This window comes from Streptomyces sp. NPDC006552 (genome assembly GCF_040611655.1).
In the GTDB taxonomy this organism is placed as follows: Bacteria; Actinomycetota; Actinomycetes; order Streptomycetales; family Streptomycetaceae; genus Streptomyces.
The window spans coordinates 13,849-37,350 of record NZ_JBEXOS010000064.1 but is presented as its reverse complement, the minus strand read 5'-3'; the positions used below and the strand labels follow the sequence as shown (position 1 = coordinate 37,350).

20 protein-coding genes are annotated in these 23,502 nt (G+C 73.7%); 10 read left to right on the top strand and 10 right to left on the bottom strand.

Annotated features, from left to right (window positions below; all coding sequences use genetic code 11):
- Positions 1 to 4: 4 nt before the first annotated feature.
- Positions 5 to 1,588 carry a mucoidy inhibitor MuiA family protein gene (locus ABZY33_RS28960; protein WP_356494640.1) on the bottom strand — a complete coding sequence of 528 codons (1,584 nt, stop codon included), beginning with the start codon at positions 1,586 to 1,588 and terminating at the stop codon, positions 5 to 7.
- 8 nt (positions 1,589 to 1,596) lie between these two features.
- Positions 1,597 to 3,603 carry a DUF4139 domain-containing protein gene (locus ABZY33_RS28955; RefSeq protein WP_356494639.1) on the bottom strand — a complete coding sequence of 669 codons (2,007 nt, stop codon included), beginning with the start codon at positions 3,601 to 3,603 and terminating at the stop codon, positions 1,597 to 1,599.
- Positions 3,604 to 3,721: 118 nt separating this feature from the next.
- Here ABZY33_RS28955 and ABZY33_RS28950 point away from each other — a divergent pair, with 118 nt between their 5' ends.
- A complete protein-coding gene (locus ABZY33_RS28950) occupies positions 3,722 to 4,372 on the top strand; it encodes a DUF6226 family protein (RefSeq protein ID WP_356494638.1) in 651 nt (216 codons plus the stop codon).
- A 165-nt stretch (positions 4,373 to 4,537) separates the two neighbouring features.
- On the top strand, positions 4,538 to 8,425 hold the full coding sequence (locus tag ABZY33_RS28945; RefSeq protein ID WP_356494637.1) for a glycoside hydrolase family 2 TIM barrel-domain containing protein: 3,888 nt from the start codon (positions 4,538 to 4,540) through the stop codon (positions 8,423 to 8,425).
- 61 nt (positions 8,426 to 8,486) lie between these two features.
- Here ABZY33_RS28945 and ABZY33_RS28940 read toward each other — a convergent pair whose 3' ends face one another.
- Positions 8,487 to 9,500, bottom strand: a complete 1,014-nt coding sequence (locus ABZY33_RS28940; protein WP_356494636.1) for a polysaccharide deacetylase family protein — start codon at positions 9,498 to 9,500, stop codon at positions 8,487 to 8,489.
- 40 nt (positions 9,501 to 9,540) lie between these two features.
- Positions 9,541 to 10,542, bottom strand: coding sequence for a glycoside hydrolase family 11 protein (locus tag ABZY33_RS28935; RefSeq protein WP_356494635.1), 1,002 nt, complete (start codon positions 10,540 to 10,542; stop codon positions 9,541 to 9,543).
- A gap of 314 nt (positions 10,543 to 10,856) precedes the next feature.
- Here ABZY33_RS28935 and tsaD point away from each other — a divergent pair, with 314 nt between their 5' ends.
- Entirely contained in the window at positions 10,857 to 11,939 is a 1,083-nt protein-coding gene (tsaD, locus tag ABZY33_RS28930) for a tRNA (adenosine(37)-N6)-threonylcarbamoyltransferase complex transferase subunit TsaD (RefSeq protein WP_356494655.1), read from the top strand.
- On the opposite strand, the gene ABZY33_RS28925 is transcribed toward tsaD, so the two are convergent.
- The 3 genes from ABZY33_RS28925 to ABZY33_RS28915 form a co-directional block, all read right to left on the bottom strand.
- Positions 11,923 to 12,294 (bottom strand): SgcJ/EcaC family oxidoreductase, encoded by a 372-nt coding sequence (locus ABZY33_RS28925; protein ID WP_356494634.1) that lies wholly within the window; start codon positions 12,292 to 12,294, stop codon positions 11,923 to 11,925. The two genes, tsaD and ABZY33_RS28925, sit on opposite strands and share 17 nt — an antisense overlap.
- 43 nt (positions 12,295 to 12,337) lie before the next feature.
- On the bottom strand, positions 12,338 to 13,051 hold the full coding sequence (locus ABZY33_RS28920) for an SDR family oxidoreductase (protein WP_356494633.1): 714 nt from the start codon (positions 13,049 to 13,051) through the stop codon (positions 12,338 to 12,340).
- Positions 13,052 to 13,208: 157 nt separating this feature from the next.
- A complete protein-coding gene (locus ABZY33_RS28915) occupies positions 13,209 to 14,147 on the bottom strand; it encodes a LysR family transcriptional regulator (RefSeq protein ID WP_356494632.1) in 939 nt (312 codons plus the stop codon).
- 138 nt (positions 14,148 to 14,285) lie between these two features.
- On the opposite strand from ABZY33_RS28915, the gene ABZY33_RS28910 reads away from it, so the two are divergent.
- On the top strand, positions 14,286 to 14,588 hold the full coding sequence (locus tag ABZY33_RS28910) for a muconolactone Delta-isomerase family protein (protein ID WP_356494631.1): 303 nt from the start codon (positions 14,286 to 14,288) through the stop codon (positions 14,586 to 14,588).
- Positions 14,589 to 14,647: 59 nt separating this feature from the next.
- Positions 14,648 to 15,820, top strand: a complete 1,173-nt coding sequence (locus ABZY33_RS28905; RefSeq protein ID WP_356494654.1) for a YbfB/YjiJ family MFS transporter — start codon at positions 14,648 to 14,650, stop codon at positions 15,818 to 15,820.
- Between the two features lie 81 nt (positions 15,821 to 15,901).
- On the opposite strand, the gene ABZY33_RS28900 is transcribed toward ABZY33_RS28905, so the two are convergent.
- Positions 15,902 to 16,504, bottom strand: a complete 603-nt coding sequence (locus ABZY33_RS28900; protein WP_356494630.1) for a TetR/AcrR family transcriptional regulator — start codon at positions 16,502 to 16,504, stop codon at positions 15,902 to 15,904.
- A gap of 299 nt (positions 16,505 to 16,803) precedes the next feature.
- Here ABZY33_RS28900 and ABZY33_RS28895 point away from each other — a divergent pair, with 299 nt between their 5' ends.
- The gene (locus ABZY33_RS28895; protein ID WP_356494629.1) at positions 16,804 to 17,496 is read left to right on the top strand and encodes a (2Fe-2S)-binding protein; all 693 of its coding nucleotides are present in this window, start codon (positions 16,804 to 16,806) and stop codon (positions 17,494 to 17,496) included.
- A 35-nt stretch (positions 17,497 to 17,531) separates the two neighbouring features.
- Here the strand turns inward: ABZY33_RS28895 and ABZY33_RS28890 are convergent, their stop codons facing one another.
- Positions 17,532 to 18,497: a pirin family protein gene (locus tag ABZY33_RS28890; RefSeq protein WP_356494628.1), complete on the bottom strand. Its 966-nt coding sequence runs from the start codon at positions 18,495 to 18,497 to the stop codon at positions 17,532 to 17,534.
- Between the two features lie 207 nt (positions 18,498 to 18,704).
- Between ABZY33_RS28890 and ABZY33_RS28885 the strand changes: the two genes are divergently transcribed.
- From ABZY33_RS28885 to ABZY33_RS28870, 4 genes are all read left to right on the top strand, one after another.
- Positions 18,705 to 19,382 (top strand): ABC transporter permease, encoded by a 678-nt coding sequence (locus ABZY33_RS28885; protein WP_356494653.1) that lies wholly within the window; start codon positions 18,705 to 18,707, stop codon positions 19,380 to 19,382.
- Complete coding sequence (locus ABZY33_RS28880; RefSeq protein WP_356494627.1) at positions 19,379 to 20,053, top strand: ABC transporter permease; 675 nt, start codon at positions 19,379 to 19,381, stop codon at positions 20,051 to 20,053. The genes ABZY33_RS28885 and ABZY33_RS28880 overlap by 4 nt, the downstream gene beginning before the upstream one ends.
- Positions 20,050 to 21,009: an ABC transporter substrate-binding protein gene (locus ABZY33_RS28875; protein ID WP_356494626.1), complete on the top strand. Its 960-nt coding sequence runs from the start codon at positions 20,050 to 20,052 to the stop codon at positions 21,007 to 21,009. The genes ABZY33_RS28880 and ABZY33_RS28875 overlap by 4 nt, the downstream gene beginning before the upstream one ends.
- An 85-nt stretch (positions 21,010 to 21,094) precedes the next feature.
- Complete coding sequence (locus ABZY33_RS28870) at positions 21,095 to 22,297, top strand: FAD-dependent oxidoreductase (RefSeq protein WP_356494625.1); 1,203 nt, start codon at positions 21,095 to 21,097, stop codon at positions 22,295 to 22,297.
- Between the two features lie 26 nt (positions 22,298 to 22,323).
- Here ABZY33_RS28870 and ABZY33_RS28865 read toward each other — a convergent pair whose 3' ends face one another.
- The gene (locus tag ABZY33_RS28865) at positions 22,324 to 23,487 is read right to left on the bottom strand and encodes a betaine/proline/choline family ABC transporter ATP-binding protein (protein WP_356494624.1); all 1,164 of its coding nucleotides are present in this window, start codon (positions 23,485 to 23,487) and stop codon (positions 22,324 to 22,326) included.
- Between the last annotated feature and the right edge of the window lie 15 nt (positions 23,488 to 23,502).

The window sequence follows — 23,502 nt, the reverse complement described above, 5'->3', positions numbered from 1 at the left end:
CCCGCTACAGCCCCGTGACCTTGCCGCTCGCCGACACTTCGTAGACCAGCGTCACGGTGCGGCGGCCGCCCGGCGGGAGGGAGACGTCCCAGCGGGCGATCCCCTCGGCGTCGAGTGCGTCCGGGACGGGCGAGCAGGCGTCCTCGCGCAGCCGGACCTCGACGTCCGCGACCTCGGAGACCGGGATCCGCTCGCGCAGCGACACGACGCGGTCGTCGCTCTCGCCGGGCGCGGAGAAGCGGGACAGGTGCAGCCGGACCGTACGGGTGATCACGGTGCGCTGGGCCAGGCCGGCGGTGGTGCGGGACTCGTCGGTCTCCCGCAGCACGCGGTGGCTGTCCGAGCTGCCGAACGCCAGCTCGGCGGGGGCCCCGGGCGCGGTGAAGTCCAGCGTGCCGCGCCCGGCGTAGCCGCTGTCGCGGACCAGCTCCACGGGGCCGGCGAGCAGCGCGTGCCCGCTGGGGTTGGTGAACCGCACCACCTCGGTGACGAGCGGGGAGAGTTCGGGCGCGCAGACGTACGTGCGGTGCGCCGCGCCGGTCCCCGTGGTGAGCGGCACCCGGTGGGGGCGCCCGTCGCCGGGCACCGAGACCGGCGCGGGGGCATGCAGGACGCGGACCTCGCCGCCGTCGTCCACGCCCGGCAGCCCGGGCACCGGGGCCGGGGCGGGGCCGGTGATCTCCACCTCGCGCAACTCGATGTCGACGGAACGGCGTTCGGCGGCGGACCGGTCCCGCAGCGTGAGCCGGTCCGCGACCAGCCGCGGCGGTTCGGTGGCCAGGCCGGAGCGGGCCGTGGAGAGCGTCAGCCGGACACCGGACCAGTCCTCACCGGTGCGCTGCCACACCACCGCGTCGGTCCGCAGGGCCAGCGCGTCCCCGTCGAGGGTGGCGCGGTAGGCGGGGCGCCACACCGCGCACGGGGTGAGATGGGTCAGGCGCAGTGTGGCGGGGCCCGCGGCGGCCGCCCGTACCGTCACCTCGACGTGCGCGGTCAGCTCCGCCGGCTCCTGCTCGGCGTCGGCCAGGGCGTCCTGTGCCTGGCCGAGTTCGGAGCCGACGGCGCTCAGCCGCGCGGTCACCTCGTCGAGTTCGCCCGCGCACGTCTCGCGTTCGGTGTCGGCGCGGTGCAACTCGGAGTTCCAGCGCATCGGTTCGGCCTCGCCGCGACCGGCGCCCTCACCGATCTCCCGCAGCAGGTCGGCGGCGAGCCCGCCGAGCAGCTCCAGGCGGGTCCGCAGCCGGTCGCGGCGCTGCTCCAGGGTGCGTCGTTCCGTTTCGAGAGCGTGCACGTGGTGGCGGAGCGGCGAGTCGTCGTCGCCGGGCGGCCGGGGGCCGCGCGGTGTCCAGGCCCGGGTCAGGCGCACGTCGAGGACGGTGGCGTCGGCGCCCTCGGCCAGGAACTCGGCGTGCAGGGAGCGGTCGACGGCGAGGGCGCTGACCGGGCCGAGGGCCAACGTCTGGACACCGGAGGCCAGGTGCACGGTGGCGGTCCGCTCGATGTGGGCGCGGTCCTCCAGGCAGGTCACCGCGGTGACGGGCAGGGGGAGCGGTCCGGGGCCCTGCGCGGGGGCGGGGGGTGTGGGCATGGCGGGTGTCAGCTCCTCCGGTTGCCGCCGGTGAGGGCCTTGGCGGCCGGGATGCGGATCTCGTAGCCGCCGTCGAGCGTCGCGGTGGCGCCCGGCGGGATGTCCACCCGCCACAGGCGCGTCCCGGGGACGGAGTGCTCGGGGCCGTCGCCGCCGTCCCGCGGTGGCTCCCAGCCGCCCTGTTCGTCGATGCGGATGTCGCCGTCGGAGGTGACGGGCACGCGCTCGCGGACCTCGACGGTCGCCGGGCGGGAGAGCCGGTTGGCCAGCTCCACGTGGACCCGGTGGTCGAGCACGGTGGTCGATCCGCGCAGCCCCGCGGTGGATTCGCGCAGCTCGGTGCGGCGGCTGACCCGGATCGCCTCGGCGGGGCCGAGCGAGACGCGTCCGGTGGCGCCGGGGGCGAGGGTGGGCAGCCGCGTGGCCGGCAGGTGCTCGTCGCCGGAGACGATGTCCACGGGGCCGGGCAGCAGGGCCCGGTCGGTGGCGTTGGTGAGCACCAGCGTGGCGTACACGGTCCGCTCGACGGAGGGCACGCACACGTACTCCGTGCGCAGACCGACCGGGAGCTCCGTGACGGTGACGGTGTGCCAGGCGCCGTCCGAGGGGATGTCGGCGAGCCCCTGCGCGTCGTAGCGGTGGTCGAAGGAACCGGCGGCGTCGCGCGGCCGCACCGCGTACCCGGGCAGCGGCAAGGAGTCCACCGCCTCGGCGCGGCGCCGGTGTTCGGCGGCGACCAGGTCGTCGGCGGCCCCGGGCGCGAGGAGACCACGGTGCCCGTCGTAGCCGTCGGGTCCGGACAGGACCAGACCGGCGTAGTCGAGTTCGGCGGCGTCCGGACGGGGCGGCCCGGGCGCGGGAGGCGGGGGCGGCGCAGGCGCCGCGCCCCCGGGGGCGGGCGGTGGCGGGGCGGCGCCGTAACCCTGGAGCTCGGGCGCCGCGACGGCGAGCGGCGCACCGGCCGGCGCCGGGCTGCGCGGCGCCCCGGCGGCCCTGGCGCGGACCGGGGCCGGGGTGGCCGGCGGGGCCAGGACGAAGTCAGGGGCCGCGGGGCCGCCCGCCGCGACGGGCTGTCCGCCGTGCGGCGGGTACGGGCGCGGGCCCGCCGCGTCGTACCCCGCGAACAGGGTGCCGAGCCCGGCCGGGGGCTCGCGCCAGCCGGACGGGGCGGGAGCGGGCTGACGGCGGCCGATCCGCACCGAGCGCAGCGCCGGGACGCCGGTCGGGCGCCGCAGGTCGGCGGTGGACAGAGCGACGCGCACCCCGCTCCAGTCCTCACCGGTGCGCTGCGCGACCGAGGCCCGCAGCACCAGTCGCCCGCCGCCCTCTTCCTGACGGTATGTCAGCCGGTAGGCGGGCGCCCAGACCGCACCCGGTACGCGGTACTCGACCTCGATGCCGAGCCGCTCGTCACCGGCCCCCTCCACGGTGAGCGCGGCCGAGACCGCCGTGTGCACCGGAGCCGTCGGCGCCGCCGTCGAGGCCCGCTGCAACCGGTCGCCGACGAGGTCGAGTTCGTGGTCGAGCCGCCGCACCTCCTCTTCGAGCGCGACGAGTTCGCTCTGGAGGGCCGCGACCCGGCCGTCGACGAACTCCGCGAGGTCGAGCCACGCCTGGACCGGGGCCCGCCGGTGCGGATCCTCGCGCCTGCGCTGCGGCGGCACCGGGCGCACCGCCGCCAGCTCCTCGATCCGCCGGGCCTGCCGTTCCTGCCGGGCCGCCGCCGCCCGCCGCGCACCGCTCAGCCGCTCCGCTTCCTGGAGCAGGTCCTCCGGTGCGCCGGGCGCGGGCGGCTGGGCCCCGACGACCAGACGGGCCTCGGTGACCCGGGCGCCGGGCGCGTCCACGACGGTGGCGCGCAGCGACTCGGGGTCGAGCGAACGCGGCAGTCCGGTCACCCGTACCCGCCCGTCGGCGGCCACGGTGCCCCGGGCGAGCCGCCGGCACACGGCGCCCCGCGCGTACACCACGACCGACGTGAGCGTCGAGTCCCACGGCCGCGCCGCATCCGTCATCGCGTCCTCCCCCCGCCGGCCGCCCGAACGCGGCACCGACTCCGCACGAGAGTACGCCGAGACCGCCCGGCCGTAATCCCTTGGGGAGCACCGCCGTGAGGTGCGTAAAGTCCCCGGCATGGATCTCAGCACCCTGCGCCGGGCCGTCGACGAGGCCTTCGCCGTCACCGGGGCGCGCACCCCGCCCTGGCCGGACCCGCACCCCGACCGGGAGGTGCGGGACGAGGAGTACACCCGGTGCTCGCGGCCGGAGAAGTACCGCATCCTCGCCGCCCGCGCACAGGCCTGGACGCAGGCGCTGTGCGGGCTCGGCCTGGCCACGGCGGAGCGGGCCGCCGACCCCGCGGCGCTGTGGCGGCGCTCCGCCGACCTGGCCCTCGGCGGTGCCGTCCGGCTGACCCCGGTGCGCCCGGGCGCCGTGCCGCTCGTGTTCGGGTACGCCGCCGTCGAAGGGGTGGCGGACACGGTCCTGGTGGTCGGGGCGGGGGCGCCCGCCTCGACGCTGGAGACGCTGCCGGACTGCGGCTGCGACGCGTGCGACGACGGCTCGGAGCAGCTGCTCGAAGCGGTCGACGACCTGGTGTCCGCCGTCGTCACCGGTGCGTTCGTGCACATCGACGCCGGGAGCGGCCGCGAGATCGTGGCGACCGGCGACACCTGGTCGGCGAGCAACTGGGACGACCGCCGCACCCCGGTCGCGGCGGAGCTCGACCGGGCCCGGACCGGGCACTCGCCGTACGAGACCGTCAGCGGCCAGGCGTGGGGCTGACGCACCTGCGGCCGTGACCCGTACGGCCACCCACAGCACTCACGAAGCAACAGAATTGCACGTCGATATTGTCTCGGTTGTGTTCTCTTTCTAGGCTGGGCGCGGCTCAAGAGGCGTTCTGCGCCTCACCAGTTGCACTTCCCGCACTTGACGAAGGGCACAGTCATGCCGCACCCGCACCGCGTGTACGTCAGCCGTCGTCGCCTTCTGGAAGCGGGTGCGGCCGTGCTCGGCGCGCTCGCCCTGCCCGGAGCGCTCCCCGCCGCCCAGGCGTTCGGCGCCGCGCAGGACGTCACCGCCGGCGGTGACGAGTGGAACGGGCACATCGACCTCTTCCGGCTCGGCACCGAGCCCGCGCACACCACCCTCATGCCGTACGGCAGCGTCGCGCAGGCACTCGCCGCGGACCGCACCCGCTCCCCCTACCGGCGAAGCCTCGACGGCGACTGGAAGTTCGCCTACGTGGAGCGGCCCGCCGACAAGCTCGACGACTTCTACCGCACCGACCTCGACGACTCCGGCTGGGAGACGGTCCCGGTCCCGTCGGCCTGGCAGCTGCACGGCCACGACAAGCCGATCTACGTCAACATCACCTACCCCTGGTGGGGGCCGAACGGGCACGGCGAGGACGCCCAGCCGCCCGCGGCGCCGACCCGGTACAACCCGGTCGGCCAGTACCGGCGGACCTTCACCGTGCCGCGGGAGTGGACGGGGCGGCGGACCTTCCTGCACTTCGAGGGCGTCAAAGCGGCCCATTACGTCTGGGTCAACGGGCAGTTGGCCGGCTACCACGAGGACTCCTACACCCCCGCCGAGTACGACATCACCCCCCACCTCAAGAGCGGTACCAACCAGATCGCCGTCGAGGTCTACCGCTACGCGGACGGCGACTGGCTCCAGGACCAGGACATGATCCGGCTGAGCGGCATCTTCCGGTCCGTGTACCTGTTCTCGACGCCCCCCGTGCACCTGCGGGACTTCAAGCTCGGCACACCGCTCGGCGACGGCCACACCTCGGCGCGGCTGTCGGTCACGGCGACCGTGCGGGACTACGGCGGCGACGCCGACGGGGCGGCGTACACCGTCGAGACGCAGCTCTACGACGCGGACGGCCACGCCGTCTGGGCCCGCCCGCTCATGTGCTCCGCCGCCCTCACCGCGGCCGAGGTCACCGTCGAGAGTGCCAGGTCCGTCCCCTCGCCCCGCCTCTGGTCGGCCGAGGACCCCTACCTCTACACGGCCGTCCTGCGCCTGCGCGATCCGCGCGGCAAGGTCGTCGAGACGCTCTCGCACCGCGTCGGCCTGCGCGAGTTCGCGCTCACGGACGGGCTGATGCGGATCAACGGCAAGCCCGTCACCCTGCGCGGCACCAACCGCCACGAGATGCACCCCGAGCGCGGCTCGGCCCTCAGCCGCGCCGACATGGTCGCCGACATCCGCCTCATCAAGCAGCTGAACATCAACTCCGTGCGCACCTCGCACTACCCCAACAACCCGCTCTGGCTCGAACTCGCCGACGAGTACGGCCTCTACCTCGTCGACGAGACCAACCTGGAGACCCACGGCATCAACGGCTCCTACCCCGGCAGCCGCCCCGACTGGACCACGGCGTGCGTGGCCCGCGCCCAGAACATGGTCCACCGCGACAAGAACCACGCCTGCGTCGTCATCTGGTCGCTCGGCAACGAGGCCGGCGGCGGCTCCGCCTTCAGCGCCATGTACGACTGGATCCACGGGTACGACCCGACCCGCGTCATCCACTACGAGGGCGACGACCGGCCCGGCGTCAGCGACATCCGCTCCAAGATGTACGAGTCGCCCAGCCGGGTCGAGGAGCGCGCGAAGGACACCTCCGACACCCGCCCGTACGTGATGGTCGAGTACGCCCACTCGATGGGCAACTCCACCGGAAACTTCAAGGAGTACTGGGATGTCGTCCGCCGGCACGACGTCCTCCAGGGCGGCTGGATCTGGGACTTCGTCGACCAGGCCCTGGACTGGCCGGTCCCCGCGCGCACCCTGCTCACCGAGACCGGGCCGGTGCGCCTCAAGGGCGAAGTCATCAACCCCTCCGGGTCGTTCAGCCGGGAGAAGGGCACGAGCGGAGCCACCGTCTTCGCCCGTGACGACCGGCTCGACCTGCGCGGCTCGCTCACCCTGGAAGCCTGGGTGACGCCGCGCTACCGCGGTTACGACCAGCCGATCCTGGCCAAGGGCGACACCCAGTACGCGCTCAAACAGACCGGCGACACGCTGGAGTTCTTCATCCACGCCGACGGCCAGTGGAGCACGGCGTCCTGGCAGACCCCGGACGAGGGCTGGACGGGCGCCGAACACCACGTCGCGGGCGTCTTCGACGCGGACAAGGGCACGCTCACGCTGTACGTGGACGGCGCGGTGAAGGCGACCCGGACCACCACGCGCACCCCGTCCGGCAACACGGCGCCGCTCTCGCTCGGCGGCGAGGTCGACAACCCCACACGGGAGTTCAGCGGCACGATCCGCCGGGCCCGGGTCCATGCCCGCGCCCTGAGCGCCGCCGAACTCGCCGACGACGGGCGGGGTCCGGACGGTGACGGCGTGCGGTTCTGGTTCGACGCCCGTACGGCCGGGGTCACGACGGAGAAGTCCCGGGCCAGGACCTTCGCCGCCTACGGCGGAGACTGGGGCGACAACCCCAACGACGGCGCCTTCAGCGGCGACGGCATCGTCCTGCCCGACCGCCGCCACACCGGAAAGGCGGCCGAGGTCAAGCGGATCTACCAGACGGTCCGCGCGGCGGCGAAGGAAGGCGGCGCCCCCGGCGAGGTCACTCTCACCAACGACAACCTCTTCACCAATCTCAGCGCCTGGGACGGCAGCTGGGAGCTGGCCCGGGACGGCCGTGTCGTGCGCCGCGGCCGGCTCAGCCGCGCGCAGCTCGACCTGGCACCGCAGAGCAGCAAGGACATCTCCGTGCCGGTCGAGCTGCCGGCCGCCCCGGAACCCGGCGCCGAGTACTTCCTCCAGCTCTCCTTCACCACCAAGGAACGCACCCCCTGGGCGGACGCCGGCTTCGAGGTGGCCCGCGTACAGCTGCCGCTCGACGCGGGCAGCCCCGACGTCACCCCCGTCCCCCTCGCGCACGTGCCGGCGCTCTCCTACAAGGACGGGGCCTCGGCTGTCACCGTGACCGGCACGAAGGGGCTCAAGGCCGTCATCGACAAGGCGACCGGCCTCCTCACCACGTTCGAGTCGGCCGGCACGCGACTCCTCACCTCGGGCGCGCTCCCCAACTTCTGGCGCGCACCGACCGACAACGACCGCGGCAACGGCCAGCACACCCGCAACCAGACCTGGCGGGACGCGGGCGCGCGGCGCGAGGTGACGGGCGTGACGGTGCGGGCGCTCGACGACCGCGCGGTGGAGATCACGGTCAAGGGCACGCTGCCGACGACCACCCCGTCCGCCTACAGCACCACCTACACCGTCTTCGGCAACGGCGAGATCAAGGTCGACAACACCCTCCACCCGGGCGCCGCCGACCTTCCCTACCTCCCCGAGGTCGGCACGATCCTGCGCCTGCCCGCGGCCTTCGAGCGGCTGCACTACTACGGCCGCGGTCCCGAGGAGAACCACTGGGACCGCAACGACGGCACGGATGTGGGCCGCTGGTCCTCCACCGTCAGCGAGCAGTGGACGCCGTACCTGCGGCCGCAGGAGAACGGGAACAAGACCGATGTGCGCTGGGCGGCGCTCACCGACCGGCACGGCCGCGGGCTGCTCGTCCACGGCGACGACGGCCCGCTGGAGATCAACGCCTCGCACCTCACCCCCGAGGACCTCTCCGTCGGCGCCCGCCACGACTACCAGCTCACCCCGCGCGACGAGGTGATCCTGCGCGTCAACCACCGCCAGATGGGCGTCGGCGGCGACAACAGCTGGGGCGCGCACACGCACGACGCGTACAAGCTGTTCGCCGACCGCGACTACGCGTACAGCTACCGGTTGCGGCTGATCACCGACGTCGACCAGGCACCGGACGCGGCGCGCAGGCCCACGGACGTGAAGTAGCCGGCCGCGGCGCGCAAGGGCGCGGCGGCCCCGGCCACCGCGCCCTTGCGCCGCTCCTGGCTCAGCCGGTGGTGCAGGAGACGGTGGGCCAGGTGCGGTTGCCGTTGTGCTGGATGGTGACGCCGAAGGTGTTGCCGTTGCCGTTGGGTCTGGCGGTGAGGACCTGGGCGCCGGGGTAGGAGGCGCTGGTGTTCCAGGTGGAGAGGATCTTGGCGGGGGTGGGGACGTTCATGGTGACGGTCCAGTTGCTGGAGCCGGTGACCGTGACGTTGAGGTTGTAGCGGTCGCTCCAGGACTGTCCGGCGGAGAGCGTCGCGGCGCACGCCCCGCCTCCGCCTCCGCCGCCCGGTCCGCCGTCGGGCGCGACGGCGCGACCGGTGATCGGCGAGATCATGCCCGCGCACAGGCCGCGCGCGGCCAGCCCCTGGGCGATCCGCGGGATGGCGGCGAGGGTGTTGGCCGGCCAGTCGTGCATCAGGATGACCTGGCCGTCGGTGAGCCGCCCGGCGGCCGCCACGATCGCGTCGGTACTGGCGTTGTTCCAGTCCTGCGAGTCCACGTCCCAGATGATCTCGGTCAGTCCGTACTTGGCCTCGACCGCCTTCACGGCCGCGTTCGTCTCCCCGTAGGGCGGCCGGAACAGCTTCGGCGTACCACCGCCCGCGGCGGCGACGGCCTGCTGGGTACGGGCGATCTCGGAGTCGATCTGCGCCTGGCCCAGCGTGGTCAGGTGCGGGTGGGTGTAACTGTGGTTGCCGACCCACATCCCGGCGTCGACCTGGGCCCGCACCTGGGACGGGTTGGCGGCGGCGTACTGCCCCTCGTTGAACATCGTGGCCCGCAGCCCGTTGCGGGTGAGCGCGGCGAGCAGGGCCGAAGTGGTGCCGGAGGGGCCGTCGTCGAAGGTGAGTCCGACATAGCCGGTGCAGGCGGCGGCCCGGGCGGGGGCGGCGGTGTGCAGGGTGAGGGTGCTCGCGGCGGCCACGGCGACGACAGCCGATCTGGTGAGCCAGGACCGCAGAGAACGGCGGGTTCGCGCGGCGCGACGGGTCGGACGGGTTCTTCGGCTTTCCATGCTGCGTGCTCCTTCGCCTGTGCGGGGCGGGGTGTGCCGGTCAGCTGGTGGTGCAGGAGACGGTGGGCCAGGTGGTGTTGCCGTTGTGCTGGATGGTGACGCCGAAGGTGTTGCCGTTGCCGTTGGGTTTCGCGGTGAGGACCTGGGCGCTGGGGTAGGAGGCGCTGGTGTTCCAGGTGGAGAGGATCTTGGCGGGGCTCGGGACATTCATGGTGACGGTCCAGTTGCTGGACCCGGTCACGGCGACATTGAGGTTGTAGCGGTCGCTCCAGGACTGCCCGGCGGAGAGCGACGCGGAGCACCCGTTGCTCCCGCCACCGCCACCGCCACCGCCCGAACCCGTCCCGCCCACGGTGATGTCGGAACTGCCGCTGCTCTGGTAGCCCTCGGTCGCCATGATCATGTAGTAGTCGAAGCTGCCCATGGGCATTCCGGCGCGGGCCCAGGCGTCGAAGTGGTTGCCGGTGGTGATGGTGCCGCCCGTCCGCCTCGACTGCCGGACGCTCCAGTACTGGTCGAAGGTCTTGGTGCCCTCGACGGACGGCGCGTTGTACCGCGTCGTCTTGTAGATGTCGTACGTGCCGCCGTCGCTGGTGACCGTTCCCATGAACGTGCCCGTGGGCCGGTACGTGCCCCAGTTGTCGACGATGTAGTACTCGACAAGCGGGTTCGAGGTCCAGCCGTAGAGCGCCAAGTAGGCGTTGCCGGACGGGTTGAAGGTGCCCGAGTAGGTCACGGCCCGGCGTCCGCCGTTGGCCCAGCCCTTGCCGGCGACGAAGTTCCCGGTGTTCCGCCACGAGGTGCTGTAGCGGCCGCCGGAGGCCAGGTTCATGGAGACCGTGCCGGGTGAGTCGGTCCAGAACGAGTAGTGGTAGCCGTTGTCGGTACCGGTCTGGTTCGAGGTGACGACCGTGTCCGCGTGGGCGGTGCCGGGCAGGGCGACGGCGGCCACGGCGAGCAGCAGCGTGGTGCACAGGGTGCTGAGCCACAGCCGGAAGGGGCCGCCTCTGCGTCTGGTGCGGGGTGCGGATGTGACGTTCATGAGTCTGGTCCTCTCGTCACTTCACTTGACGTGGGCGACAGCTTTGAACTGACCCTGCCAACTGTCAAGTATTTCGGCACGTATGGCGAAACATTCGCGGGACGAAGGCGCATCGCTGGTTGCCGTTTTCCCTGATCAATGCCGGAATGCAAAACATGGAGCGCGATGAGAGGTCTTCCGCGCGTATCGGTACAGGGCGCTGCTCGCCACTCACTGCGAAAAGTTTCGAAAAGTGGATGGGGTCGATCCTGGCTTGTTGCACATATATTGCAACTACTGAATATGGGCAGAAGGAGGCCGTGGTGAGTGGGCCGGTGGTACTGGGGATCGAGTCGTCGTGCGACGAGACCGGCGCGGGCATCGTGCGGGACGGACGGCTGCTCGCCCACGTGGTGGCGTCGAGCATGGACGAGCACGCGCGATTCGGCGGCGTGGTCCCGGAGATCGCCTCCCGCGCCCACCTCCAGGCGTTCACGCCGGTCGTCCGGCAGGCGCTGGCCGAGGCCGGGCTGCGGCTCGGGCAGCTCGACGCCGTCGCCGTCACCACCGGGCCGGGCCTCTCGGGCGCCCTCCAGGTCGGACTGGCCGGAGCCAAGTCCCTCGCCTACGCGGCGGGCATCCCGTTGTACGGGGTGCACCACCTGGCCGGGCATGTCGCCGCCGACACACTGGAGCACGGCCCGCTGCCCCACCCCTGCGTCGTGCTCATCGTCTCCGGCGGCCACACCTCGCTGCTCCTGGTCAGGGACTTGGTGCGCGAGCCGATCCTGCATCTGGGCGACACGCTCGACGACGCCGCGGGCGAGTGCTTCGACAAGGTCGCCCGCATCCTGGGCCTGCCCTACCCGGGCGGCCCGGCCATCGACCGCGCCGCGCGGGCCGGGAACCCGGACGCGGTCGCGTTCCCGCGTCCGCTCACCAAGCCGGGCGACGACCCGTACGCGTTCTCCTTCTCCGGCCTCAAGACGGCCGCCGCCCGCTGGGTCGAACAGCACCGCGTGCGCGGGGCGCGGCCGCCGGTCGCGGACGGCGCGGCCGCTCTGCAGGAGGCGGTCGCCGATGTGCTCACCCGCAAGGCGCTGCGGGCCTGCCGTGACCACGACGTGAGGACGCTGATCGTGGTCGGGGGAGTGGCCGCCAACTCCCGGGTGCGGGCCCTGGCCGAGCAGCGCTGCCGGGCCGCGGGGATCGAACTGCGCGTCCCGCCCATGACCTTGTGCACCGACAACGGCGCGATGATCGCGGCCGTGGGCGACCTGCTCGTACGCGCCGGGGCCGCGCCCGCGCCGCTGCACGTCTCGGTCGACCCGTCGGCTCCCCTGGAATACGCCTCGCTGACGCCGGCAGGTGCGTCCGCCGCCGGGGCCGGGCGGCGCGGCGTCAGCCGAGGTGCGTGACCTGATAGTGGCTGATGTACCAGGCACCGCCCTGGCGGGTCGCCACGACCGACAGCCTGACGTCCAGGGTGGGGCGATCGGTGAAGGAGAACGCCACGTCCAGGTATCCGAGGACGACGCCGTCGGCGAGCCGCCGGGTCTCCAGGACGCGGTACGCCGCGGTCAGGCCGGGCGGCTGGGAGGCGTAGTACGCGGCGACGCCCTGCCGTCCGACGGTGTAGGGGCGCAACCCCTGGAAGACGGCGTCCTCGGTGAACCCCGCGGCGACGCGCTGGGGCTCGTGCGCGTCGACGGCGGCTTTCCACGCGTCCATGACGGAGTCGAGGATCGCCTTGTCGTCGGGTGTGGTGGTCATGTCCGCTCCTTGGTCTCCCGGACCGCCGGTCCGTGGTGGCCGGTCAGTGGCCGGCACTCATGCCGCCGTCGACGTGCAGGATCTCGCCAGTGACGAACGGAGCCGTCTCCAGGTAGAGCACGGCGTCGACGATGTCGCTCACTTCGCCCATCCGGCCCACCGGGTGCAGCGCCGCGAGGGACGCGTGGGTGTCCTCGGTGTGCATGGGGGTCTTGATGGTGCCGGGCGACACGGCGTTGACGCGCAGGCCGCGGGTCGCGTACTCGATGGCCAGGGACTTGGTCGCGGACTGCAGGCCGCCCTTGGTCAACGAGGCCAGGACGGAGGGGACCCTGGCGTCCGCGTTGTCGACCAGGCTGGTCGTGATGGTGACGATGTGTCCGCCGCCCTGGGCGAGCAGGTGCGGGACGGCCTGCTGGGTGAGGTGAAAGAAGCCGGCGACGTTGATCCCTGTCACGTCCCCGAAGTCCTCGGCCGTGTACTCCGTGAACGGCTTGGCGACGAAGACGCCCGCGTTGTTGACCACGGTGTCGATGCGGCCGAACCGCTCCACGGCGGCCGAGACCACGCGCCGGGCGGTGGCCGGATCGGCGATGTCGCCCTGCACGGTGAGGAGGTCGGTGTCGTCGGCCGGGGCGATGGTGCGCGAGGTGGCGACGACCGCGTGGCCGAGCTTGCGGTAGGCCGCGACCAGGGCGGCTCCGATGCCCTGCGACGCACCGGTGACGACGGCGACCTTCTGGGTCCGAGTGCTCATGATGTCCCTCTCCTACGGGTCGACCGTTACTAGCCGACCGGTCGACTATTTGCTTCTCCTGGAACGTAGGCCCGGCGGGGACCGGGGTCAAAGCCCGGGAGGGCTTTTCTCGGGACGTCTCTCCTCCTGCCTGCGAGGCTCTGGCTCGCAGCGCAGGTCAACCCGGCAGGACGTACGGATCGTCATCGGGCAGCCAGGCGTCCGGAGCGTGGACCGCGAGGCCGCCGACGCCGTCGCAGAGGGCGTCGACCGTGGTGAGGACCCCGGCCCTGTCCTCGTCGGCGCGCCAGACCAGGGACCAGGTCCAGTACGGCGCCGGCGTGACGATCTCGCGGCGGACCAGGTCCGGCGGGAGCGGAGTCGTCTGTCCCTTGGGTGAGTTCAGGACGGGGCGGCGGCACCGGCGCACGTGGTCGAAGAAGGCGGGCCCCGTGATGGCCCCGTCGGAGATGCGGACGGTGCGCGCGCCGGTGGTCCGCGCCAGCTCCTCGGCGTACACGTTCCAGGAGGCCCAGGAGGTGAGATCGTCGTCGACCAGGACGTCGATGTCCCGGGCCGCCACGTCGGGTACGTCGTCGCTGTCGCCGTCCCTGGCCACGGCGTGCAGCCGGTCGGCGCCGAGCAGCCGGGCCCGCAGCCCGAGCCGTTTGAGGTCCTCGGACCGCACCCAGCACACGGCGAGGTCCAGGCCGCCGTCGGCGACCCGGGTGGCCTGCGTGTGCGAGGGCGCGACCCACGTGTCGACGTGCACCCTGGCCACGGACGCGGTCCGCGAGATGAGGTCCGCAGGCAGCCAGTTGACGTAACCGAGCCGAACGGCTTGTGAGCCCGACAACCGGCCGGCCCGGCGCTTGAGGTCGTCGGCCCGGTCCAGCAGCGCGCGGGTGTGCGGGAGGAGGGCCGCGCCGGCCGGGGTGAGGGAGACCGACCGGCGGTCGCGGTCGAAGAGCCGGACCCCCAGGTCACGTTCGAGCGCCTTGATCTGCTGGGAGAGCGAAGGGCCCGCGATGAGCAGCCGCTCGGCGGCCCGGCCGAAGTGCAGTTCCTCGGCGACGGCGACGAAGTACCGCAACTGACGCAGTTCCACGGGCGCCATGCTACGCGTGCTGGGAGCCTGCGCCTCTCAGCAGTGAGACCACCGGTCCTGGCACCGGTGGCGGCCGCGGGCACACGATGAGATCGTCCCCGGCCGGGCTCGGCGTCCGGCGACGTCATCGAGCGACGGAGCGAGATCATGCGAGAGTTCCTGGCCGAGATCACCACGGCCGTTCCTGAAGGCACCTCCCAGGACGAGGTCGACCGGCGGCGGGCCGCCGAGGCCGTCCGGGCCGCGGAGCTGGCCGCCACCGGCCGGCTGGTCCGACTCTGGCGTCCCGTCGGGGAGTTGCGCAGTATCGGTGTCTGGCGGGCCGCCGACGAGCGGGAGCTGCACGAGAAGGTGCTCGGCACGCTGCCGCTGCGCCCCTGGATGACCGTGCGCGTCACTCCGCTCGAACCTCATCCCAACGACCCGGGCCGCACCGACGGCGACCGGTGAACACCTCGTTCTCGCCGTGGTCCCACGTCGCCCGGGCCGCGGCGGCGCTCGCGGCCGCGATGGGAGTCGGCCGGTTCGTCTACACGCCGATCCTGCCTCTGATGCAGAGCGGTGCGGGGCTGTCCGTCACGGACGGCGCGAACCTCGCCACGGCCAACTACGCCGGTTACCTCATCGGGGCGCTCGCCGGCATCCTCGCCCCCGCGCTGGTCCGCTCCCGCACCGCGTTCCGCGGCTCGCTGCTCCTGCTGACCGGCACGCTCGCCGCGATGCCGTTCACGCACAGCGCCGTCGTCTGGGGAGCGCTGCGGCTGCTGGCAGGGGTGGCGAGCGCGCTGGTGTTCGTCGTCGCGGCCGGTTCCCTGCTCCACCACCTGCGCGCCCATCCACCGCACCTGTCCGGCTGGGCGTTCGGCGGGGTGGGCTGCGGCATCGCCCTCTCCGGCCTGCTCGTCCTGCTGCTGCGCTCCGTCGCGGACTGGCGGGCCGCCTGGCTCGCCTCGGCCGCGCTCGCCGCGGCGCTGACCGTGGCCGCGTGGAGCCTGCGGCCGCAGGACGCGCCGGGCGCGGCGGGGGCCGGGAACGCCGCGAAGGCGCGTGCGCACCGGTGGTTCGGTGCTCTGTTCGTCAGCTACACGCTGGAGGGGATCGGCTACATCGTCGCCGGGACCTTCCTGGTCGCGGCCATCGGCCAGGGATCGCCGGGCTGGACCGGCAGCGGCGCCTGGGTCCTCGTGGGGCTGGCCGCCGTCCCGTCGTCGGCGCTCTGGGCCCGGCTGGGACGCCGCTGGTCGCGCCCGGGGCTGCTGCTCACCGCGCTCGTGATCCAGGCGGTCGGCATCGCCCTGCCCGCCCTGTCCGGCACCATCGTGGCGGCGCTCGCGTCGGCGGTGCTGTTCGGCGCCACGTTCATCGGCGTCAGCACCCTCACCCTCGCGACCGGTGAGCACCTGCGCTTCCCCCGCTCGGTGGCTCTGCTGACCGCCGGATACTCGGCCGGCCAGCTCCTCGGCCCGCCGGCCGTCGCTCCGCTCCTGCACCACGGCTACCGTCCTGCCCTGCTGCTCGCCGCCATCGTCGTCCTCGGCGCGGCCGCGGCCGCCGCCGTGGTGCGGACGGGCTTGTCGCGCATCATGCCCGGAGAGGGACACGGGCCGTCGCAGAGCCGCCCGGAGGACTCCGCAGACCGATCCGCGGGCCGGGAACACCGTCCGGCGCGCACCGGACGTTGAGGCACCCGGGCCGCGCGCACCCCGGGCCTCCTTCGGCCGACGGGGGCGCGCACGTCTCCCGCCGGGGGCCGGGCGCCGCCGTTACGGAGATCCGGCGGCGCCGAGCAGGGCCCGGCAGTTGTCCCACAGGGGGCTCAGCCGCCGCGTGTTGTTGTAGAGCTTGGCGAACATCACCTGGCCCTCCAGCTGGGCCACCACCGCCCGCGCCGCCTCCCGCGCGTCGGTCACGGTGACGTCGCCGAGCACCTGGGCCTCGGCGACGACCGCCGCGACCAGGTCGACCTGCGCATCGAAGATCTCCTGCAGCCGCTCGCGGACGGTCTCGGTCCGGTTGCTGAGTTCCAGGCTGAGGTTGCCGAACAGACACCCCGCCACGGTGCCGCATTCCTGCCGTCCCGCGCGCTGTCCGGCCTCCGTCTCCTCGAAGAGCCTCCGCAGCCGTCGCAGCGGGGGCGCGTCCCCGGCCAGGAGCCGCTGCCAGTCCCGCCGCTGGGCCGTCCAGTGCTCGTCGACGACGGCGAGGGCGAGGGTTTCCTTGGAGTCGAAGAAGTAGTAGAAGCTGCCCTTCGGCACCCCGGCCGCCTTGCAGATCTCGGCGACGCCCAAGGCGACGTAGCCGCGCTCCTCCATGAGTGAGCGTGCGGCATCCAGGATCTTCTGTCTGGCATCACTGGTCCGTCCCACGGAGCAAGCGTACGGCGGTACTGGACCGGTCGACTAGTCCGACGGGCGGGTCTCACCCGGGAGGCTCCGGGGCCATGCCGCGCATCTGATGCCCCCACTGGGCGGCGGGCGCGAACCTCGCGATGCTGGAGGGAGCCGAACTCGCCGAGTCCCTCGTCGCCGCCCCCGCGAGGCCGTCGCCCTCTTCGACGAGGTCCAGCCGGCCTGAGTCCGCGCCCGTGCCGACAGCCCGCGACGACGGCACGGCCACAATGGTGCCGGCGCGCGGAGGCGCCGAAGGGGCTGACAGGGGACGAGACATGAGTGGCCGGACGGATGATCTGTCGACGGAAGCGGTGGTGGCGGCGGTGCGCGAGGTCGCGGGCCTCGGCGGGTTCTTCGCCCTGGACGTGGCCGAAGACACCGCGCCCCGGGGGCCGGCGGGCGGACGGCTGCGCGCCGAGGTGTTCGCCGAGCTGTCGCGCGCGGTCGACGTCCGCTACGCCACGGACGAAGCCCGCGTCGGCACGTCCATCGCCCATCTCGGGCTGGCGGCCCGCCTGTGGTCACCGGTGCTGGCCTGCGCACTCCTGCACGGCATCGTGCTGGACCTGGGCGCGGTGGAGTGGGCCGAGGGCAGCTCGGCGCTGCGCCTCGCCCTACCGCGGGCCAGGCCCGCCCGCTGCTTCCCCTCCCTGCCGGAGGCCGTGTACGCGCAGGTCGACGGGGCGCTGGGGACCGTGGAACGCCGTCTCTCCGTGAAGATCGCCGCCGGACTGCTGGCCGGGAACACCGCGTCGGCCCTGGCCGGATCGGCGGCGGTGCTCCTGCGGTCCCGGCCGGACCTGCGCGCCGGACTCACCGCCCTGACACACGACTTGCTGGACACGGGCAGACTCCGCGGCACCGGGCGGATCACCGGCCCGGACCTGTCGTTCCGCCGCCGGAGCTGCTGCCTGTACTACCGCGTGCCCGGCGGCGGGATGTGCGGGGACTGCTGCCTGCTCGACTGAGTCCGGCCGAAGGCGGCACGCCGGGACCGCTGCGCTCAGCGCACCCGTCCCCGCGGCTTGAGCGGCAGCGCAGGCAGCTCCGGCGCGCGCAGCCGCTCCCCGTCGTACCCCGTCACCTCCCCGAACCGCACCCCGGCCGCCCAGTCCTCGCGGGCCCGCGCGATCTCCTCCTGCGTGCGGCCCACGAAGTTCCACCACATGATCAGCTCCTCCTCGAACGGCTCGCCGCCCAGCAGCATCAGGCCCGCGTCCGACTCCGCACGGACGGGGAGTTCCGTGCGGCCGCAGCCGAGGTAGAGCATCGCGCCGGGCAGGAGCGGGACGCCGTCGACGTGGGACGCGCCGGACATCGCGAGGACCGCGTACTCGAAATCGGGGTCGAGGGGGAGGCGGACGTCGGCGCCGGAGGACAGGGCCAGGTCCGCGCCGACCAGCGGGGTGTACACGGTGCCGGGGGACGTCGCCCCGTCGAGCGTGCCCAGCACGACCGTGGCCGTCAGGCCGGGGGCCGTCACCCGGGGGAGCTCGGCGTGGTGCTCGAAGCGCGGGTCGGTGTGCCGGTCGCTGTCGGGCAGCGCCACCCAGAGCTGCGCGCCGTGCAGGAAGCGGGCGTGGGAGCGCGGGCTCTGCTCGGAGTGCGCGATGGCACGGCCGGACGTCATCAGGCCCAGCTCGCGGGGGCGGATCAGCTGCCGGCTGCCCGTGGAGTCCTGGTGCAGCACCTCGCCCTCGTGCAGCCAGCTCACCGTCTGCAGGCCCATGTGCGGGTGCGGCGGCACCTGCATGCCCGGCTCGTCCGCGATGTCGTCGGGGCCGTAGTGGTCGACGAACGCCCACGCCCCGACCATGCGCCGGCCGAGGTTCGGCAGCAGCCTGCGCACCTCGGTGGAGGAGCCGAGCCGGACGTGGCGCGGGCTGAGGAGTTCGCGGACCGGTTCCGCGACGACGAAGCCGCGCCCGCCGCACACGGAGGGGACCGGCGCCTGATCGAGATTGCTCATGGCCTACAACCTAGCCAGCCGGAACCCCCCGGCCCAGGCCCGGACGGGCGCCTCACCCCGTCGGGTGGCGCGGCGGACGAGGCCGCCCGGCCCCGCCCCCACTGAAGGCGCGTGCCGCCCCACCGCCCGTACGGGTCAGCCCAGCGCGCCCCGCGTCGCCGCGGCCACTGGAATGGACGCGTGCCCCTCGCGACCGCGGTGCCCGCCATCGCGCCACCGGACGACTGCCTCGCCCGCAACGACTGGATCTGCGGCGCCTACCTGAGCACGCGGCGGCACATCCTCGTCGACGCCGTCGTGCAGCACCTGCAGATCACCTTGATCGCCGTGGCGATCGCGCTCGTCATCGCCGTGCCGCTGGCCGTCGTCGCCCGCAGGTGGGGGTGGGCCGCGGGGCCCGTGCTCGCCCTGACCACCGTGCTCTACACGATCCCGTCCCTGGCCATGTTCTCGCTGCTGCTGCCCGCCTACGGGCTGTCCGCGACCCTCGTCGTCGCCGGACTCGTGCTGTACTCGCTCACCCTGCTCGTCCGCAACATCCTCGCCGGGCTGCGCGCCGTCCCCGAAGAGACCCGGCAGGCCGCCCGCGGCATGGGCTACGGGCCCGTCCGGCTGCTGCTCACCGTCGAACTGCCGCTCGCGCTGCCCGCCGCCCTGGCCGGCCTGCGCATCGCCACCGTCTCGGCCGTCTCCCTCGTGACCGTCGGCGCCATCGTGGGCCACGGCGGCCTCGGCAACCTCATCTACGCCGGGATGAACACCTACTTCAAGGCGCAGGTGCTCATCGCCTCCGTGCTCTGCGTCGTCATCGCCGTCGCCGCCGATCTCGTCCTGCTCGGCGTGGGGCGGCTGCTGACCCCCTGGACGAGAGCGAGCCGCGCGTGAAGACCCTCACCGACGCCTGGGAGTGGCTCGCCGACTCCGCGCACTGGTCCGGCGACGACGGCATCTGGCACCGCCTCACCCAGCACCTGGTGCTCACCCTCGTCTGCCTCGTCATCAGCTGCCTGATCGCGCTGCCCGTCGCCCTCGTCCTCGGCCACCTGGGAAAGGGCGGCGCACTCGCCGTCAACATCTCCAACGTGGGCCGCGCCGTACCCACCTTCGCCGTCCTCGTGCTGCTGCTCCTCACCCCGCTCGGACAGTACGGCGAAGGGCCCACGGTCGTCGCCCTCGTCCTGTTCGCCGTGCCGCCGCTGCTCACCAACGCCTACGTGGGCATGCGCGGCGTCGACCGGGAGGTGGTCCGGGCCGCGCGCGGAATGGGGATGACCGGGCGGCAGATGCTGCTGCGGGTGGAGGCCCCGCTCGCCCTGCCGATGATCCTCAACGGGGTGCGGATCGCCGCCGTGCAGCTCGTCGCCACCGCCACCATCGCGGCCCTCGCGGGCGGCGGCGGGCTCGGCCGCATCATCACCGCCGGGTTCAACCTCGCGAGCACCCCGCAGGTCGTCGCGGGCGCCGTGCTCGTCGCCGTGTTCGCGCTCCTCGTCGAGGGGCTCTTCGAGATCGCCGAACGGCTCGCACCGGCCTGGACGCGCGGGAGGACCGGATGAACGCGCGGGCCCGCGGACTCGCCGCGTGGCTCACCCCCGCCCTGCTCGTCGCCGGGTGCGCCACCGGGCCCTCCCTGGAGACGCAGGGCAAGGTGACGGCGCCGCCCGGCGACAGCAAGCACCTCGTCATCGGCTCCGCCGGCTTCACCGAGAGCGACCTGCTCGCCACCATGTACTCGCTGCTCCTGAAGAACGCCGGCTACAGCACCGAGATCCTCTCCGTCGCCAACCGCGAACTGTACGAACCCGCCCTGGAGTCCGGCCAGATCGACGTCGTCCCGGAGTACGCGGCCACCTTCGCCGACTGGCTCGGCGCCAAGACACACGGCGCCGACGCGAAGCCGGTCGGCTCCCCGGACCTGACCGCCACCATGAAGGGTCTGCGCGCGCTCGCCCGGCCGCGCGGCCTCGTCGTCCTCGACCCCGGCAGAGCCGTCGACCAGAACGCCTTCGCCGTCGCCCGCTCCTACGCCGCCGCACACCGGCTCAAGACCCTCAGCGACCTCGGCGCCGCCGGCCTGAAGGTGCGGCTCGCCGCCGGGGACGAGTGCGTGCAACGGCCGTACTGCGCACCGGGCCTGAAGAAGGTCTACGGCATCGACCTCACCGGCGTCGACCCCAAGGGCGTCGGCACCACCCAGTCCAAGAAGGCCGTGCAGAACGGGCAGGACCAGATGGTGCTGACCACGAGCACCGACGCCACGCTCGCCGACTTCTCCCTCGTCCTGCTCGCCGACGACAAGAAGCTCCAGAACGCCGACTACATCGTGCCGGTCGTCAACCGCTCCCGGGCCGGCAGCGAGAAGGCCGCCCGGGCGCTGGGCGCGCTCAACTCCGTGCTGACCACCAGGGATCTGGCCGCCATGAACCAGCAGGTCGACAGCTGGCGGCGGCTGCCCGAGGACGTCGCACGCGACTACCTGAAGGACAAGGGGCTGCTGAAGCAGGCGCCGTAGGGGGCACAGGCGGCGGGGTGTGCCGGGCCGGAACGCGGGAAAGTGTGACGCCCTCCCAGCGGCCCCCTTTTCGGACAGGAACGCCATGGACTCAGCCGTCGTCGTCGGCGCGGGCGTGCTCGGCGCCTGCGTCAGCTACCACCTCGCCCGCGCGGGCGTCCGGGTCGCCGTCGTGGAGGCGGCCGGACCCGCGGCGGGCACGTCGGGCGCCACGTTCTCCGTCGACGTGACCCATCTGAAGACCCCCTACGCCTACTACCGCCTCAACCGGCAGGGCTCCGAGGAGCACCGGCGGCTGGCCGAGGCACTCGACGGCCCGGCCTGGCGGCACCCCGCACCCCTCCTGCAGTGGGCCGACGGCGACGCGGCACACCAGGCGCTGCGCGCCCGGGCGTTGCGGGTGCGGGGCTGGGGCCACGACTGCCGGCTCGCCCCTCGGTCCGTGCTGCGCGAGCTGGCCCCGGCCGTGGCCCCCGCCGCCTGCGGCGCCGACGAGATCGTGGTGCACACCAGCACGTCCTGGTTCGACGCGCCGCGCTTCGTCCGCACCCTGCTGGACGCCGCCGTGCGGCACGGCGCCGAGACGCACTACGGCGTCACCGTCACCGGCCTGACCCGCGCCCGCGGCCGGATCACCGGCGTCCGCGCGGGTGACCGCTCCTGGCGCGCCGACACCGTCGTCAACTGCGCGGGCCCCGAAGCCGCCCGGGTCGCCGCCCTCGCCGGGGCCCGCCTGCCCCTGCGACAGGTCCCCGGCCTCCTCATCGAGAGCGCCCCGCTCCACGGGGACCCGCTCACCGCGATCATCGCCGCGCCCGGGATCGACCTGCGCCCCGCGCCCGGCGGCGGGGTGCTGGCGCTGTCCTGGGACATCGACGCCCGGCTCGACGGCGCGGCCGGACCGGCGCCGCGCGGCGAGGGCCCCGGGCCGGATCCGCGGTCGCGCTTCGGCGGGCTCACGCGGGAGCTGCGGGGCCGGGCCGGTGCGGTCCTGCCCGGCCTGGCGCGGACGGGGACCGAGGACGCGCGGATCGGCGTGCGGCCCGTCCCGGCGGACGGACTGCCCCTGGTGGGCGAGGAGCCCGGGGCGCCCGGCCTGTACCACCTCGTCTCGCACAGTGCGGTCACCCTGGCGCCGGTCCTCGGCCGGCTCGCCGCGCGGGAGATCGCCACCGGACGGGCCGCCGCCGAACTCGCCCTGTACCGCCCGGACCGGGCCGCCCCCGGCGACGTACAGGACGAGAACCTGCGTGCGATGGACGAGCGGCGGCCCCGCGCCGCGTCGTGAGACCCGGCGGACGGGCCGGTGGCCGCTCAGGCGTCGGCGACCGAGTCGAACTCCACCTCGTCCCGGCCGACCCCCTGCGCGTCCGCGTCGACCGAGCGGCGCAGCGCCTCGTGCAGCTTGGCCGGGGTGAGGACGCCGAGGAAGCGGGAGCCGTCGAGGACCGCGACCCAGCCCGCGTCGTGCTGGAGCATGACGCCGAACGCCTGCTTGAGCGGGGCGCCGACCGGTACCCACGCCTTCATCCGGTGCGCGAGGTCCCCCACCCGCCCCCCGGGGCCGGCCGCGGACGCCTCGTCGAAGCCGATCCAGCCGTGCAGGTCGCCGCTCTCGTCCAGGACCACGGCCCAGCGCGCGCCCTCACCGCGCATCCGGTGCGCGGCCCGCGCCGCCGGCTCGCCGAGCCGGGCCACCGACGGCTGCTCCAGGTCGTCCGGTTCGATCGCGGTGACCGACAGCCGCTTGAGGCCGCGGTCCGCGCCGACGAACTCGGCGACGTACGGCGTCGCCGGCGTGCCGAGGACCGCGCCCGGCGTGTCGTACTGCTCGATGCGGCCCTGCCCGTACACCGCGATCCGGTCGCCGAGCCGGACCGCCTCCTCGATGTCGTGCGTGACCAGGAGCACGGTCTTGCGCACCGCCGCCTGCATCCGCAGGAACTCGTCCTGCAACTGCTCGCGCACCACCGGGTCGACGGCGCCGAACGGTTCGTCCATCAGGAGGACGGGCGGGTCCGCGGCGAGCGCCCGCGCCACGCCGACGCGCTGGCGCTGGCCGCCCGAGAGCTGCTCGGGGTAGCGGCCGCCGAACGTCTTCGGGTCCAGGCCCACCAGATCGAGCAGCTCGGCGGCGCGGGCCCGCGCCTTCGCCTTCTTCCAGCCGATCAGCGCGGGCACGGTCGCCGTGTTGTCGAGGACCGTGCGGTGCGGGAAGAGGCCGACCTGCTGGATGACGTAGCCGATGCGGCGGCGCAGCCGCACCGGGTCGAGCGTGGCGATGTCCTCGCCGCCGACGTGGATCCGGCCGGACGTCGGCTCGATGAGCCGGTTGACCATCATCATCGTCGTGGTCTTGCCGCAGCCGGACGGACCGACGAGCGTGACCAGTTCGCCCTCGGCGACCTCGAAGGAGAGGCCGTCCACCGCCATCGTGCCGTCCGCGTACCGCTTGGTGACCTGATCGAACCGGATCATGGACTCAACGTAACC